A 14,015-nucleotide genomic window follows, 5' to 3' on the forward strand; every position below is an offset into this window, starting at 1 on the left:
GGCCGGCTAGGAATTCCAGTTCCTCGTCACTGTGATTGATCGCGTTGGCAGGGGTGAGACGGCGGCCGTTTTTGGGCTCCACTTCGCCCCAGAATGACTGGTGGTAACTTGACTGTGACACGGTCTTTTCCCCGTTCGACTCCATGTCAACCGTACCGTAGCAGTTGCAGAAATAGCTGCGGTTCCCCTGGTCGGCGAAGACCTCGGCATAGACGCCCGTGCCACGTATACCCGCCGTCAGCGTGGGCAGGACAATGGAGCGGCTGCTGCCCTTGCCCCAGACGCTGACCACGGCGCCCGTGAGCAGGCGCAGCAGGCTCACGGTATTGAGCGAGTTGCCGCGCTCCACTTTCATCATGGAGTTCTCACGCACCTGGAATGCCGAGTTGCCGATGACAAACATCAGGTTGGAGCCCGGACCGGTCTGGATCTGGTCGCCGGTGAGGATGGTTTCGCCGGTCTGCAGCCGATTGCCGTTGAGCAGGGCATCGCCCCTCAGCTCGACGATATTGCTTCGCTGCTGGGCCATGGCGGCCGGCAATCCCCCCATCGCTACCCAGGCGGCTGCTGCCTTGAGCGTGTCACGCCGTTGAAACCACAAAATGTCCTGTTCGGTACGGCCTTGCAGCTGGTGCTGGGTCATGAAGAATCTCCTGGGGTAGCGGGGTCGTTATTGGTGTTTTCCGGGTTATTGGCGCCATCCGGCGAGTCACCGGGTAGCGTGGCCACGAAGCTATCACGAAACGTGAAGTAAATCGAGGTGGAAAACATGGCTGCGATGAGCAAGCCCAGGGGCATCATTGCCGCGGCCGCGAATTCAGCGCTGCCTGTCAGGCCGGCAAGCACGCTCAGCACGATGACCAGGCCCATGGATACGCCGAGCCAGCCCAGCCCGAACATCAGGAAGGCCCCCGCGTTGCGAACGCAGGCGACAACGCTGAAAAAGAGGCTTTTGACCGGAGAAATGCCGTGCCAGTGAACCAGGGCGGGTGCATGCCAGAACAGCAGCAGCACGGGCAGGTACAGCAGCAGGGACACCGACATGTTCTTGGCCATGGCCAGCTGGAACTGCGGCGTCATCATCGCCTCGCGGCTCGCGTCGGCGGCAACGGGGGGGTCCACCAGCATCGGTACGATCCAGTTGATCAGCACGCAGAACGCCGTATAGATCGCACCAAGGACAAGCATCGCGCCCAAACGCTCGCGTCCCGCGCGAAAAGCGCTGAGAAGCACCGTGGGCATGGGAAATTTTCCCTTCACGGCTTCCTGTGTGGCGGCCATCAGGCCCAGCATGGCAGCGGGAACAATCATCAGTGCCAGGATCAGTCCGAAAAACGGCAGCAAGGAAAGCACCGTGACTGCGGCCAGGTACAGGAAAAACAGGCCCGACATGGCCAGGGGCTGCTGCATGAAAGTCTTGATGCCCAACCTGACCCAGGTTATGCCGGTGCTTGCGGGAACAATATTAAGTTTCATGGTCTTCAGCGGGAAATGGGGCCGGACGAGACCGGGATATTGCAGGAGGGCAGTTTGCCTGAAAGCAGCGACGCTTGGCGCAGGCCCTCAAACAGGCCTTGGCCGAAGGGTCATCAGGCCCGCGGGTGGCTTGGGCTAGAGGACGTAAGGGTGTGTGAGCCGCTCGCGCAGGACACGCTCGAAATGGCTGGGGTCGTGGGGCTTGAGCACTGCAGCTTCACGGGGCAAATGCAAGTCCCACAGCCGCGACAGCCAAAAGCGCAGGGCTCCGGCGCGCTGCATGGCAGGCAGGAGCCTGCGCTCCTGCGCCGTCAGGCGCCGCACGCTTTCGTAAGCCCTCACGAAGGCCGCCGAACGGGCTTCGTCTTGTACGCCGGTTTCCAGGTCTATACACCAATCGTTGAGGCACACACCAATGTCAAACAGGAAGGTGTCGCAGCCGGCGAAGTAAAAATCAAAAAAACCGGTGAGCCGGCCGTCTTCGAACATCACGTTGTCGCGAAAGAGGTCGGCGTGTATGGCACCGCGGGGCAGGCTGCCAAAAGCGGATGAAGCCGCAATATGGTTCTGGTAAGCCAGCTCCCCCAGGATGAGGCTGGTTTGCGCCGGCGTGATGTAAGGCAGCACGACCGGAACAGTCTCGTTCCACCAGGCCAGGCCCCGCAGGTTGGGCTGGCGCCGCGGGTATTCGAGGCCTGCCAGGTGCATGCGTGCCAGCGTTTCCCCGACACCGGCGCAGTGGCCGGATGTGGGCGCCAGCTCACTGTGGCCGCGCAGCTTGTTGACGACGGAGGCCGGTTTGTCCTTCAGGCGGTGAAGAATGTTCCCTTTGGGGTCGGCAGCCGGATCAGGCACCGGAATACCGTGCGCCGCCAGGTGCTTCATCAGGTGCAGGTAAAACGGCAGCTGCTCGAATGTCAGGCGCTCGAACAGGGTCAGCACATACTGGCCCTGGTCGGTATCCACAAAGTAGTTGGTGTTTTCGATGCCGCCTGCGGCACCTTTGATATTTTGCAGCTGCCCCAGATTCAGGGCGTTCAAGAACGCTGCAGCCTCGTCAAACGAGACTTCGGTATATACGGCCATGCCTGAAACTGGATCCTGGAGTTCTTGGAGTACGTGGAGCTGCGAAAATCAGAACTTCAGCACGTTCCAGACGCGTGAGCCGTTGGTGTCGTTGTTGGTCGACGCGGGGGCGGTGCCCCGGGCGCCTTCTGCGGGCTTGATTTCGTAAGCCGCACCGCCGACTTTGGGCTGGACCAGGATTTGCTGCGTTTCGCCGCCCACACGGAGTTCGTCGATCCGGCTGCCCGCGTCTTCAGTGCGAATGCGCTGGATTGCCTTGTCCGGCCGGCCTGCAGGCGCCGGGGCCTCCGCGGTCACGGGCGGCACTGCGTTTTGTGCAGGCGCTTGAGCCATGGCCGCAGCCAGCGGCAGCACCGCAAACGCGGCGGCAAGAAGAGGGCGGAAAGCGTGGTTCATGCCTGCATTGTAGGCTGCGGAGCCCAGCCGAGAAAGCCCGATATGTCGTAATAAGGGGGCTGCGGCTGTAGGCGGAAAGCTTCCCCACAGGCCAGCGCCGGGCGCTATCGGCGCCGCGGGCAGCGGCGGGCCGATATCCCCGACAATCGGCTTCATGAGTACCGACAAAAAAACACTGCTGCTGGTGGACGGCTCCAGCTACCTGTACCGCGCCTTTCATGCCATGCCCGACCTGCGCGCCAACCCGGGCGACCCGGCCAGTCCGGCGACCGGTGCCATACGCGGCATGGTCAACATGATGCAAAAGCTGCGCAAGGACGTGCGCGCTGACTTCGCTGCCTGCGTGTTCGATGCCAAAGGGCCGACATTTCGCGACGCGCTGTACCCTGAATACAAGGCCCAGCGCTCACCCATGCCCGACGACCTGCGTAGCCAGGTCGAACCCATCCACGAAGTAGTGCGCCTGCTGGGCTGGAAAGTGCTGGACGTCCCCGGCGTGGAGGCCGACGACGTGATCGGAACGCTCGCCTGCATGGCTTCAACTCAGGGGATCGAAGTCATCATCTCCAGCGGCGACAAGGACTTGAGCCAGCTGGTCGACGAAAACATCACCGTCATCGACACCATGAACGACCGCCGGCGCGACCTGGCCGGGGTGGAGGCTGAATTCGGCGTACCGCCGCGGCTCATGGTCGATTACCAGGCACTGGTCGGCGACGCGGTCGACAACGTGCCCGGCGTGCCCAAGGTCGGCCCCAAGACGGCCGTGAAGTGGCTTCTCGAATACGGCTCGCTCGATGCGCTGGTGGCACGCGCCGGCGAGATCAAGGGCGTGGTGGGTGAGAACCTGCGCCAGTCACTCGATTGGCTGCCCAAAGGCCGTGAGCTGCTGACCATCAAGAAGGACTGCGAACTGGACGGCTACATCCCCGGCCTGCCCGCCCTGGATGCCATCACCATCGGCGGCCAGCAGACGGAACCCCTGAAAGCCTTTTATGAAAAGTACGGCTTCAAAGGCCTGGTCAAGCAGATCGAAATCGAAAGCACACCGCCGGAATTGATTGGCGGACCTGAAGGCAGGCACAAGCCCGCACCCGCCGGCGGTCCAGGCGGCCGTTCGGATTCGCCGGGCCTGTTTGACGAAGCGCCCCTGACCGATACGCCACCGGCTGAACGTGCCAGCAACCTGAACTACGACACGGTGCTGACCTGGGAAGCGTTTGACCGCTGGCTGGCAAAGATCGAAGCGGCCGAATTGGTAGCGCTGGACACCGAAACCACCTCGCTCGACGAAATGCTGGCGGAAATCGTCGGCCTGAGTTTCAGCGTCACGCCCGGCGAGGCAGCCTACATTCCGCTCACACACGATTACCCTGATGCACCCGCCCAGCTGCCGCGCGACGATGTGCTGGCGCGCCTGAAACCCTGGCTGGAAAACCCGAGCAAAGCCAAGCTGGGCCAGCACGTCAAATATGACCGCCATGTGTTTGCCAACCACGGTGTGGAAGTGCAGGGCTATGCGCACGACACCATGCTGCAAAGCTATGTGCTGGAAGTGACCAAGCCGCACGGCCTGGCCAGCCTGGCCGAGCGGCATGTGGGCCGCAGCGGTATCAACTATGAAGACCTTTGCGGCAAGGGCGCGCACCAGATCAAGTTCAACCAGGTCGACATCGCCAAGGCCGCCGAATACTCCTGTGAAGACTCCGACCAGACGCTGGACGTGCACCGTGTGCTGTGGCCGCGGCTGGAGGCCAACGAGAAACTGCGCTTTATCTATGAGCTGGAGATGCAGAGCAGCGAAACGCTGTACCGCATTGAGCGCAACGGCGTGATGATCGATGCGCCCACGCTGGCCGCGCAGAGCCACGAGCTGGGCCAGCGCATCATTCAGCTGGAAGCCGAGGCCTATGAGATCGCCGGTCAGCCCTTCAACCTGGGCAGTCCCAAGCAGCTCGGCGAGATTTTTTTCGACAAGCTCGGCATGCCGGTCATCAAGAAAACCCCCAGTGGCGCACGCAGCACCGACGAGGAGGTGCTGGAAAAGCTGGCCGAAGACTACCCGCTACCTGCCAAGCTGCTGGAGCACCGCTCGCTGAGCAAACTCAAGGGTACCTACACCGACAAGCTCGCGCAGCTGGCGTTGCCCCGTACCGGCCGCGTGCACACGCATTACGCGCAGGCCGTCGCGGTCACGGGGCGGCTTTCCAGCAACGACCCCAACCTGCAGAACATTCCCATTCGCACGGCAGAAGGCCGGCGCGTACGTGAGGCCTTTATCGCGCCTGCAGGCAGCGTGATCGCCAGCGCTGACTATTCGCAGATCGAGCTGCGCATCATGGCGCATCTGAGCGGCGATGAAGCGCTGCTGCGCGCCTTCACCGACGGCCTGGACGTGCACCGTGCCACGGCCGCCGAGGTGTTCGGGGTGGCGGTCGACCAGGTCAGCAGCGAGCAGCGCCGCTACGCCAAGGTCATTAACTTCGGCCTGATTTACGGCATGAGCAGTTTCGGGCTGGCGCGCAACCTCGGCATCGAAACCAAGGCCGCGGCGGCCTACATCGACAAGTATTTCCAGCGCTATCCCGGCGTCAAGAACTACATGGACCAGACCGTGGCGTTTGCCCGGGAACACCACTACGTCGAAACCGTATTTGGCCGGCAGCTGTACCTGGCGGAAATCACCGGCGGCAACGGGCCACGCAAGAAGGCCGCGGAAAGGCAGGCCATCAACGCGCCCATGCAGGGCACGGCGGCCGACCTGATCAAGCTCAGCATGAACAAGGTGCAGCAGGTGCTTGACGAAGAAAAGCGCGCCACCAAAATGATCATGCAGGTGCACGACGAACTGGTGTTTGAAGTGCCGGAGGCAGAGGTCGAGTGGCTGCGTACCGAGATCCCGCGCCTGATGGCCAGCGTCGCTGAGCTGAAAGTGCCGTTGCTGGCGGAGATTGGCGTTGGGCTCAACTGGGACAAGGCACATTAAGCCGGCTCCATTTTCCCTGCGATGGGGCTGTGTGTGAGGCGGGGCTGGAAAATCCTCGTCGCTGGTGTCGTCCTGCCCTTGCTGATGGCTGGCGCCGCGGCAGGCTATGCCTGGTACCGGTTGACCCAGCCGTTTGTGCCGGCTGGCGAGACGCCAGCGCCTGCTTCGCAAACGGCATCCGCCGCGAGACTGAAGCAACTGGTCTACAAACTCTCCACCGATTTTCCGAACCGCACGTTCGATAACGGAACCCGGCTTGAAGGTGCTGCCGTTTATCTGGAGTCACAGCTTTCCGGATTGGGCCTTCAGGTGGAGAGCCAGCGCTTCAGGGCCAGAGGCAGGTCCTACCGCAACCTGGTTGTGAAGCTGGGTCCTGATACACCTGAGGTGATGGTGGTGGGCGCGCACTATGACGTGGCTGGTGAGCAGCCCGGCGCGGACGACAATGCCAGCGGCGTGGCGGGCCTCGTTGAGCTGGTGCGCTTGCTCAAGGGGCAAACTTTCCGCCAGCGGGTGGAACTGGTGATCTACACGAATGAAGAGCCTCCTTTTTTCCGCACACCTTACATGGGCAGCGCCATTCACGCCCGGTCTCTCGCAGAGTCCGGCAAGCGCGCATCCCTCATGTTGTCGCTCGAGTGCATCGGCTACTTCAGTGATGAGCCGGGAAGCCAGGACCATCCTGTGCGGCTTCTCAATGCGATCTACCCCACTACCGGAAATTTCATTTCACTGGTGGGTTTCTACCAGGACGGCGACATCGCGCGCCAGGTCAAGGCGGCGATGAAGTCGGCCTCCGACCTGCCGGTGTATTCCATCAACGCGCCGGGTTTCGTGGTGGGGGTCGATTTTTCAGACCATCTCAATTACTGGAACGAAGGCTATGTGGGAATGATGGTCACCGATACGGCTTTCTACCGGAACAAGGCCTATCACACGCCGCAGGACACCGCAGACAGGCTGGACTACCGCCGCATGGCAAAGGTCGTCGATGGTGTGCGTGCGGTGGTCATGCAGCACGCCGTAGTGGCCGGGCCGGTACGGTAGCAGTCAAGACAGCGCTGCGTTCCCGGCATGTTCACTGCGTGCCTTGTACATGTCCAGGATCACTTCTGAAAAATTGCCAAGCAGGCGTTGGGCCACCCAGTTCGCATACGCGTCGAAATCCGTGCTGATGCGATAGCTCACGCGAATGTGCAGGCGTGTACCGCCTTCTTCGGGCGTCAATGTGTAGGAGGTGTCGCGCAGATCAAAATAAGCGCCGCCCACTTTCACGTGGTCGTCCAGCGCGCCTGCGGGAAATGAATCTTCTGCGAAACGGTAGGTCCAGCGCACATGCCGCTGCGGCTCCCACTGTCGTATCACCTCGTCAAAATGAACGCCTTTGCCCCAGGTGCTTTTTCGTATGGGGCCTTCAGCCGTGTCGGTCGTGATGCCGCTAACCGGAAGCGGAACGCCTATGCGATAGGCCCAGGCATGCTGAACCTCTGCAGGCGCGATATCGCGTGCGTTGTTGATCTGCTGCCAAACTTCAGCAGAAGTTGCCTGTATGAGCACACTGCGCTCCACGCTGCCGATGCGCTCTACCTGGTTTTGTGGAAATGCCATCGCCACCAGCAGTGGCAACGCGGCGATGCTATAGACCGCTTGCCTGGGCCAATTGGTCATGCGGCAAACCAGGCCCATGACCACACCGCCGAGCATGCCGACGGCGGTGAAGAGCGGAAGGATGACGATGGCGCAAATCACCCCCTCTATCAGGATGGCCAGGCTGCCGAGCACAAACACGAAGGTTGCCAGCGCCGGTGCAAAAAGGTAATAGGAAAAGCCCCTGCGCTTGTGCCGCTCGGCCACGTACACCGTGATGGCTCCTACGGCAAATGGTGCAAACCAGACAAAACCGGCCGCCATGGCCGACAGTGCACTCCCCGGTTTTCCGGAAAACGCCAGGCGCAGTACCAGCCCGCTCAGCGCTCCGGCAAGAAAAGGCGTCCAGCCTGAAAACGGCAAGCCGTCCGAAGACGCAAATCCCTCTTTCGGCGCGGGTATGCGATCGTGCGGAGCGAGATCAGCTGTCGGCTTGTTTTGTTCTGCGGTCATGGGTGTATTGACAGGTTTAGTTCGATGCCTGCCTATCTGCTGGTTTGCGCGCGGTGACCATGAAGTAGCCAAAACCCGGCAGCCACATGCCCAGCAGGAAGGCTGCGTAGGAAGCCACTATATGGCCGCGGCGCAGCGGCGACAGGCGAAAGCGGGCCCGCCAGAGTTCACGCAAGGCAAAGCGGGTGGCAAACAGAGGTATCTGCAATGCGCTGGGCGCCAGACGCAGGCTGATGTCCTGAAACCGGATGTCCGTAAACCCCTGGCTCGCGAGTGCGGCGTGCAGCGCCTGTTTTTCGGCCAGCTCATTGACCGCCCAGTGATGGCACCACAGGCGATAGATGCGCTCCATGAACCCCGGCAAGGGCTTGTTGTTGCGCCGCAAGGCATCGGCGATCACCAGCGTGCCGCCAGGCCGCAGCAGGCGTGCAGCTTCCCGTACCAGTGCCCGTTTGTCGGCTCCCGGCGCGTGGCAAGCGCTTTCCAGGGCGTAAACGCCGTCGTACGCGCCTGAACGCAAGCTTGTGTCCACATAATCGGCCAGATGAAAACGAACCTGATTGAATAAGGCGGCGGCCTGGTTGAGCCCGGCACCCTGGATGATTTGCCGCGCCACCAGTGTGACGGCGTCCACGGTGCTGTGCTTGCGGTTTTTCACGATCGATCTGGCCGTGGCACCGGCACCGCAGCCGAGGTCGGCAAGCCGGACGGCGCCAGTGCCCGGCAGGGCCAGCCGGTGTAGCACTTCCCGGTTCATGCGTTCCAGCATCGCTTCGCGGGCCAAGGGGTTGACCTGCCAGGACCAGTAGCCGAAGTGCATGTTCATGCCGGGGCTCCAGGCACGGTAATCATCGGCCACGGCGTTGTAATAAGACCGGATGTCCGCCAGCCGWGCTTCCCGGCCCTTGTCCGTTGGCATATCGGCGCGGCGCGCAACAGGTGTTGTGGTGAGCATTTTCTTCTCCTTCAGTGCTGCTTCGACCCGTCAATACTTTCGGCGATCTTTAGCGAGCATCAATAGCCGCAGGTACGGCCGGYGCGGCGCTGCCGGCAGCCGACACATGGGCGGCCAGCTCCTGCGCGGCTATCCACTGCCGTACCTGCGTCCAGACATTGCGCGCGATGATGGCGACGGTGACAAACACCCCGGCCATTACCAGCCAGAGCGATCGCCGCACCGCGTCAATGACGTCGTTCCTGCCATTGAATTCACCAAAGGTCAGCATCAGCAACAGCGTGCCGGACACCGCCAGCAGGTAGGCGCAGCGTATCCAGAACTCCGCGCCGCCCTCGGCGTCGCACAACATGCGAAGCACCTTGTAGAGAATGGGCTTGAGATAACCAATGGCAATCACGGGGCCGACCAGTGCAATCAGCAGCGAGATGAAAAACAGGTTGGGGCTCATGAGGTTTCCTTTCGTTTCTATCGGTGGGGGATGGTTAACGTGCGCAGGTACCGGAATCGCAACGGGCACTGGCGGACCGTTCAGCGGCGCGGCGTACCGCACCTTCAAACAGCAGGCCCACCAGCCGGCGCGGAATGCGGTGGCGGTTGCGTGCCAGCATCGGGTAGGCCCAGTCGGCCAGTGGGGCCAGCACCGGCAGGCGCATGGCCGTACTGGCCCAGCCCAGGCCTACCGCCTCATAAGCCAGCCGGAATACATCAACACCCTTGAGAACGCGGCCGTCTGCCGTGCGGGCATGAATCAGGTCCAGCAGGTCCTGCATGGTGGTGCCAGCTGGAATGTCGGCAAAATCCGGCGCCGACACATCGCTAAAGCGCAGGTGGCCTGCGGTATTGCGCAGCATCAGATTGGTCATTTCTGCGTTGCAGAGCGGGCAGGCCGACTCGTAGAAGAGGGTCAGTGGAAAGGTCAGCGGGTCAGGATTGCCGGCCTTGAAGTCGTCGTAACGCGTGTTGCCTGCGTTGGTAAAGCCTTTAATGACAGTCATTTTCTCTCCTTTATAAATTTCAGTACAAACAGAAATCACTAGTCAAAAAAAAACCAACCCCGCCTTTCAGAAGGTGGGCGGCAACAACTCCGAAGGATCCATGAGTTTCGCGTCGCTGTCGCCCCGCACGAATTTCTGCACGCTGGCGCCCATGCGCAGCACTTTCTCCAGCGTGGTGGGCGACAGACGCAGCATCTCGTCGGCCCACGAGCCCAGGGATTCCATCAGGCGCAGCGTTTCCCGTACCCGGTCCTGGGCATCGGAGGACTCGGCCTCAAAGCCGTCTTCCTTGACAAGCTCGCGCAACATGCGCACGGTCGGGTCAAACTCGCGCTCCTTGCGTTCGCGCACCACGGTGCGAAAGAGTTCCCAGACGTCGAGCGAGGTTTCGTAATAGTCGCGCCTGTCGCCCAGTAAATGGGTGGCACGGATCAGGTTCCAGTTCAGCAGCTCCTTGAGGCTGGTGCTGACGTTGGAGCGCGCTACTTCCAGCGTATCGGCGATGTCTTCGGCATGCAGGGGGCGGCCGTGGAAGAAAAGCAGGGCGTGGATTTGTGAAACGGTGCGGTTCACGCCCCAGGCGGTGCCCATTTCTCCCCAGTGGACGACAAATTTGCGGGCGACGGGGCTGAGTTCCATGGTTCTGAATATACGCCGTCTGAAATTTCTGTCAATACAGAAATAAAGGATTCTGAAAAGAAACAACAGCAAAGGCCCAAGCCCGAGAATACGGCGCATGACAGACATCAAGACCTACGGCATGTCAGAGCGGGCCGACCACCTCGACTTCGACATCCGGTCCCAGCTGGTGCGGCCGCCGTTGGTGCGCCCGCACCGGCACGAGTATTTCCAGGTCCAGATCAGCCTGCAGGGCGACACCGAACAGAACGTGGCCGGCACGGTGCGGCCTTTCCGGCGTGGCTATTTGAGTTTTATCCTGCCTTACCGTGTGCATGTGATCCCGCATCCCGAGGGCTCGCGCTACGTCATCATCAACATGTCGCAGCAGTTCCTGCGCCCCGGCCTCGATGTGGATCCGCTGGACCTGGAAGACGTGCCCTTGAGCCGCGCGCCTGAACTCGCGCCCTTCCTGTTCCAGGAATACGCTGACTTCTATTTTTCCGAAGATGAGTTTCCGGAGATCGAAGTACTGCTGGAAAAACTCGCGTTGGAAAACGCGCATCGCCGTTTCGGCTCCATCGAGATGATCCGCGGCCTGATGCTGCAGCTGATAGGTTTGGTCTGCCGCAAGTACGAAGCTGACCTGCTGCGTTTTTCGGCCAGCCAGGCGCAGCAGGGCAGCCGGCGTGCCAGCCTGCAGCGCGCGGTGCGCTACATCCGCGAGCACCTGGCTGGCGAGGTCACGCTGGCCGACGCGGCAGCGGCCGCTTTCCTCTCGCCCAACTACCTTGCGCATCTGCTGAAGAAAGAAACCGGCAAGACTTTCACCGACCTGGTGACCGAACGGCGCCTGGAGTTTGCGCAGGAACAACTGGCGCACAGCAGCCAGCGCATCGCCAGCATCGCCCATGCCTCGGGCTTTGCCGATGAGGCCTACTTCGCGCGGCGCTTCAGGCAGCGTTTTGGCCAGACGCCCAAGGCTTTTCGCGACTCTGTACGCGCCAAAATTTCCGGTTCAACCTGAAGCCGTTGCTGCTGCAGCGCAGCAGCGTTGCATTGAATCGTCCGGTTAATGCGTAATTGCGTCTGCCTGCGCCGGGCGTGTTCGCCATAAGCTCGACAGTTGGAGAAAAACACGGACAACAAGCTCCAGCTTCACCCGGCTTTTTATCAATCCCAGGAGACACACATGACAACACCAGACATGAGCAAACGCGGAATTCTGCAAACAGGCGCCCTGATGGCGACAGGCGCCGTCGTCGGCTGCGCCACGCCGGGCACGGCGGCAAATGCGCCGGCCACGCCTTTCACGGTGGCTGAGACCTACATCCCCATCGCGGGCAGCGCCGAAATGTTTCCGGTGCGCCGCATTTACTGCATAGGTCGCAACTACGCAGCACATGCAATCGAGATGGGTTCGGATCCGAGCCGTGAACCGCCGTTCTTCTTCCAGAAGCCGACGGACGCCATTCAGGTGGTGCCGCCCGGCAAGGTTGCAGACCACCCGTACCCCACACTGACCAAAAACTACCACTACGAAGTCGAACTCGTGGCGGCGCTGGCCAAAGGTGGGCGCAACATCCCGATGAGCGAGGCGCTGGATCGTGTTTACGGTTACGCGCTGGGCCTGGACATGACGCGCCGCGACCTGCAGCGCGGCATGGGCGACCAGAAAAAGCCCTGGGAAATCGGCAAGAGCTTTGACATGTCGGCTCCCATCGGTCCCATCCACAAGGTTGCGCAGACCGGCCACTACACCAAGGGCGCAATCTGGCTCAAGGTCAATGGCCAGGTCAAGCAGAACGCCACGCTTAACCACATGATCTGGTCGGTGGCCGAGCAGATCTCCAAACTGTCCGAAGCGTTTGAGCTCTTTCCCGGCGACATCATTTACTCGGGCACGCCTGAAAACGTCGGCCCGGTGGTCAAGGGCGACGTCATCGAATGCCATATTGACGGTTTGCCAGAGTTGAGCGTCAAGATCGTTTGAGTTTGGGTGCGGGGCGGGGCGGGGCGGGGCGGTGGGCAAGGGAAAACACCAGCGTCATTGCCTTGCGGTGGCAAGAACTTCCGGGGCCGCATAGACTCCGACTGTTTGCCTTTTGAGAACCTCCCACAATCTACTGAGGAACCGCCATGCTTGAACACGACCAGAAGAAAGACTTCGACGCCCTGCTGCCCGGGCGGTCCACCGAAGCCGGCGCCAGTCGCCGCACCGCGCTCAAAACGGCCCTGGGGGTCGGGTACGCGGCCACCGCCATGCCCATCATGGCGCAGACAGCCATCAAAACTTCTTCAGAAGGCCTGAAGACCGGCGAAACCACCTATGAAGTCAATGGCTTCAAGGTGCCCGCTTTCTTTGCGGCGCCCGCCGGCAAGACCAACCTGCCGGTGGTGCTGGTGATCCAGGAAATTTTTGGCGTGCACGAATACATCGCCGACACGGCCCGGCGCTTTGCCAAAGCCGGCTATCTGGCGATTGCCCCAGAGCYCTATGCGCGCCAGGGTGACCCGAGCAAATACAACGAAATGGCCAAGCTCATGGCCGAAGTGGTGTCCAAGGTGCCTGACGAACAGGTCATGGCCGACCTGGACGGCGCCGTGAAGTGGGCAGCCGCTAACGGTGGCAATGCGAAAAAGGTGGGCATCACCGGTTTTTGCTGGGGCGGCCGCATCACCTGGCTGTATGCCGAGCAAAGCAAGAACGTGAAGGCCGGTGTGGCCTGGTATGGCCGCCTGGTCGGCCAGCCATCAGCGCTGACGCCCAAGCACCCGCTGGACCTGGCCGCCAACCTCAAGGCGCCGGTGCTGGGCCTGTACGGCGGGCAAGACGGCGGCATCCCGCTGACCACCGTCAACCAGATGAAAGACGCACTGACTGAAGCCGGCGCCAAGGGCAACAAGGCGGCAGCCGCCTCTGAGTTTGTGGTCTACCCGCAAGCGCCCCACGCCTTCCATGCCGACTATCGCCCGAGCTACCGCAAGGATGCGGCAGATGACGGATTCAAGCGTGCCCTGGAATGGTTTAAATCCCACGGCGTGGGTTAAAGCACCCCCGTCCAGGCTCACTGCGTGTAGCCTGTTCCCCCAAAAGTGATGCACCCCTGTCCAAGCTCACTACATGTAGCTTGTTCCCCCCTCGAGGGGGCGGCGCCAGCGGCCCGGCAAAGCCGGTTCCGCGGCCCCTGCTGGTGAAATACCCCACACTGATTGCGCCCTGAACTCTTCAAGCCAGCATGAGGCGCGGGACTGGCTTTGCCAGACCGCAGGCGGGCGGCCCCCGAGGGGCTGGAGCCCGCGGCTCCAAGCCTGCCTGCGCAGGCTTGGACGGGCGACAGAGGCGAAGCGTCTCGCGAGCCGCGGCCTGCAAGGCCTCGGGAGCTACACGCAGTGAGCG

Annotated in this window: 14 protein-coding genes; 5 read left to right on the forward strand and 9 right to left on the reverse strand. The window is 61.7% G+C overall.

The window, feature by feature from the left end; all coding sequences use genetic code 11:
* The 4 genes from AC1D1P_RS04245 to AC1D1P_RS04260 form a co-directional block, all read right to left on the reverse strand.
* On the reverse strand, positions 1-643 hold a 643-nt coding region (locus tag AC1D1P_RS04245; RefSeq protein ID WP_477672182.1), incomplete at its 3' end, for a FecR family protein.
* Complete coding sequence (locus tag AC1D1P_RS04250; RefSeq protein WP_477668010.1) at positions 640-1,476, reverse strand: BPSS1780 family membrane protein; 837 nt, start codon at positions 1,474-1,476, stop codon at positions 640-642. The genes AC1D1P_RS04250 and AC1D1P_RS04245, both read right to left, overlap by 4 nt.
* A gap of 135 nt (positions 1,477-1,611) precedes the next feature.
* Positions 1,612-2,562, reverse strand: coding sequence for a homoserine kinase (locus AC1D1P_RS04255; RefSeq protein ID WP_477672183.1), 951 nt, complete (start codon positions 2,560-2,562; stop codon positions 1,612-1,614).
* A 48-nt stretch (positions 2,563-2,610) separates the two neighbouring features.
* On the reverse strand, positions 2,611-2,958 hold the full coding sequence (locus tag AC1D1P_RS04260; protein WP_457279994.1) for a hypothetical protein: 348 nt from the start codon (positions 2,956-2,958) through the stop codon (positions 2,611-2,613).
* Between the two features lie 154 nt (positions 2,959-3,112).
* On the opposite strand from AC1D1P_RS04260, the gene polA reads away from it, so the two are divergent.
* Complete coding sequence (polA, locus tag AC1D1P_RS04265; RefSeq protein WP_477668008.1) at positions 3,113-5,944, forward strand: DNA polymerase I; 2,832 nt, start codon at positions 3,113-3,115, stop codon at positions 5,942-5,944.
* Between the two features lie 33 nt (positions 5,945-5,977).
* On the forward strand, positions 5,978-6,991 hold the full coding sequence (locus AC1D1P_RS04270) for a M28 family peptidase (protein ID WP_477672184.1): 1,014 nt from the start codon (positions 5,978-5,980) through the stop codon (positions 6,989-6,991).
* A gap of 3 nt (positions 6,992-6,994) precedes the next feature.
* On the opposite strand, the gene AC1D1P_RS04275 is transcribed toward AC1D1P_RS04270, so the two are convergent.
* The 5 genes from AC1D1P_RS04275 to AC1D1P_RS04295 all read right to left on the reverse strand — a co-directional run bounded on the left by AC1D1P_RS04275 (position 6,995) and on the right by AC1D1P_RS04295 (position 10,636).
* The gene (locus AC1D1P_RS04275) at positions 6,995-8,044 is read right to left on the reverse strand and encodes an SRPBCC family protein (protein WP_477672185.1); all 1,050 of its coding nucleotides are present in this window, start codon (positions 8,042-8,044) and stop codon (positions 6,995-6,997) included.
* 16 nt (positions 8,045-8,060) lie between these two features.
* Positions 8,061-8,999, reverse strand: a complete 939-nt coding sequence (locus AC1D1P_RS04280) for an SAM-dependent methyltransferase (RefSeq protein WP_477672186.1) — start codon at positions 8,997-8,999, stop codon at positions 8,061-8,063.
* A gap of 49 nt (positions 9,000-9,048) precedes the next feature.
* Positions 9,049-9,450, reverse strand: coding sequence for a hypothetical protein (locus tag AC1D1P_RS04285; RefSeq protein WP_477672187.1), 402 nt, complete (start codon positions 9,448-9,450; stop codon positions 9,049-9,051).
* A 34-nt stretch (positions 9,451-9,484) separates the two neighbouring features.
* Entirely contained in the window at positions 9,485-9,997 is a 513-nt protein-coding gene (locus AC1D1P_RS04290; protein WP_477646341.1) for a thiol-disulfide oxidoreductase DCC family protein, read from the reverse strand.
* Between the two features lie 66 nt (positions 9,998-10,063).
* Positions 10,064-10,636, reverse strand: a complete 573-nt coding sequence (locus AC1D1P_RS04295; protein WP_477672188.1) for a GbsR/MarR family transcriptional regulator — start codon at positions 10,634-10,636, stop codon at positions 10,064-10,066.
* A 97-nt stretch (positions 10,637-10,733) separates the two neighbouring features.
* On the opposite strand from AC1D1P_RS04295, the gene AC1D1P_RS04300 reads away from it, so the two are divergent.
* The 3 genes from AC1D1P_RS04300 (at position 10,734) to AC1D1P_RS04310 (ending at position 13,666) form a co-directional block, all read left to right on the forward strand.
* On the forward strand, positions 10,734-11,642 hold the full coding sequence (locus AC1D1P_RS04300; RefSeq protein WP_477668002.1) for a helix-turn-helix transcriptional regulator: 909 nt from the start codon (positions 10,734-10,736) through the stop codon (positions 11,640-11,642).
* Between the two features lie 165 nt (positions 11,643-11,807).
* Positions 11,808-12,608 carry a fumarylacetoacetate hydrolase family protein gene (locus tag AC1D1P_RS04305; protein ID WP_477672189.1) on the forward strand — a complete coding sequence of 267 codons (801 nt, stop codon included), beginning with the start codon at positions 11,808-11,810 and terminating at the stop codon, positions 12,606-12,608.
* A 146-nt stretch (positions 12,609-12,754) separates the two neighbouring features.
* Positions 12,755-13,666 carry a dienelactone hydrolase family protein gene (locus tag AC1D1P_RS04310; RefSeq protein ID WP_477672190.1) on the forward strand — a complete coding sequence of 304 codons (912 nt, stop codon included), beginning with the start codon at positions 12,755-12,757 and terminating at the stop codon, positions 13,664-13,666.
* Positions 13,667-14,015: the final 349 nt, after the last annotated feature.

It is taken from the genome of Polaromonas sp. P1_E1_2 (genome assembly GCF_056406035.1).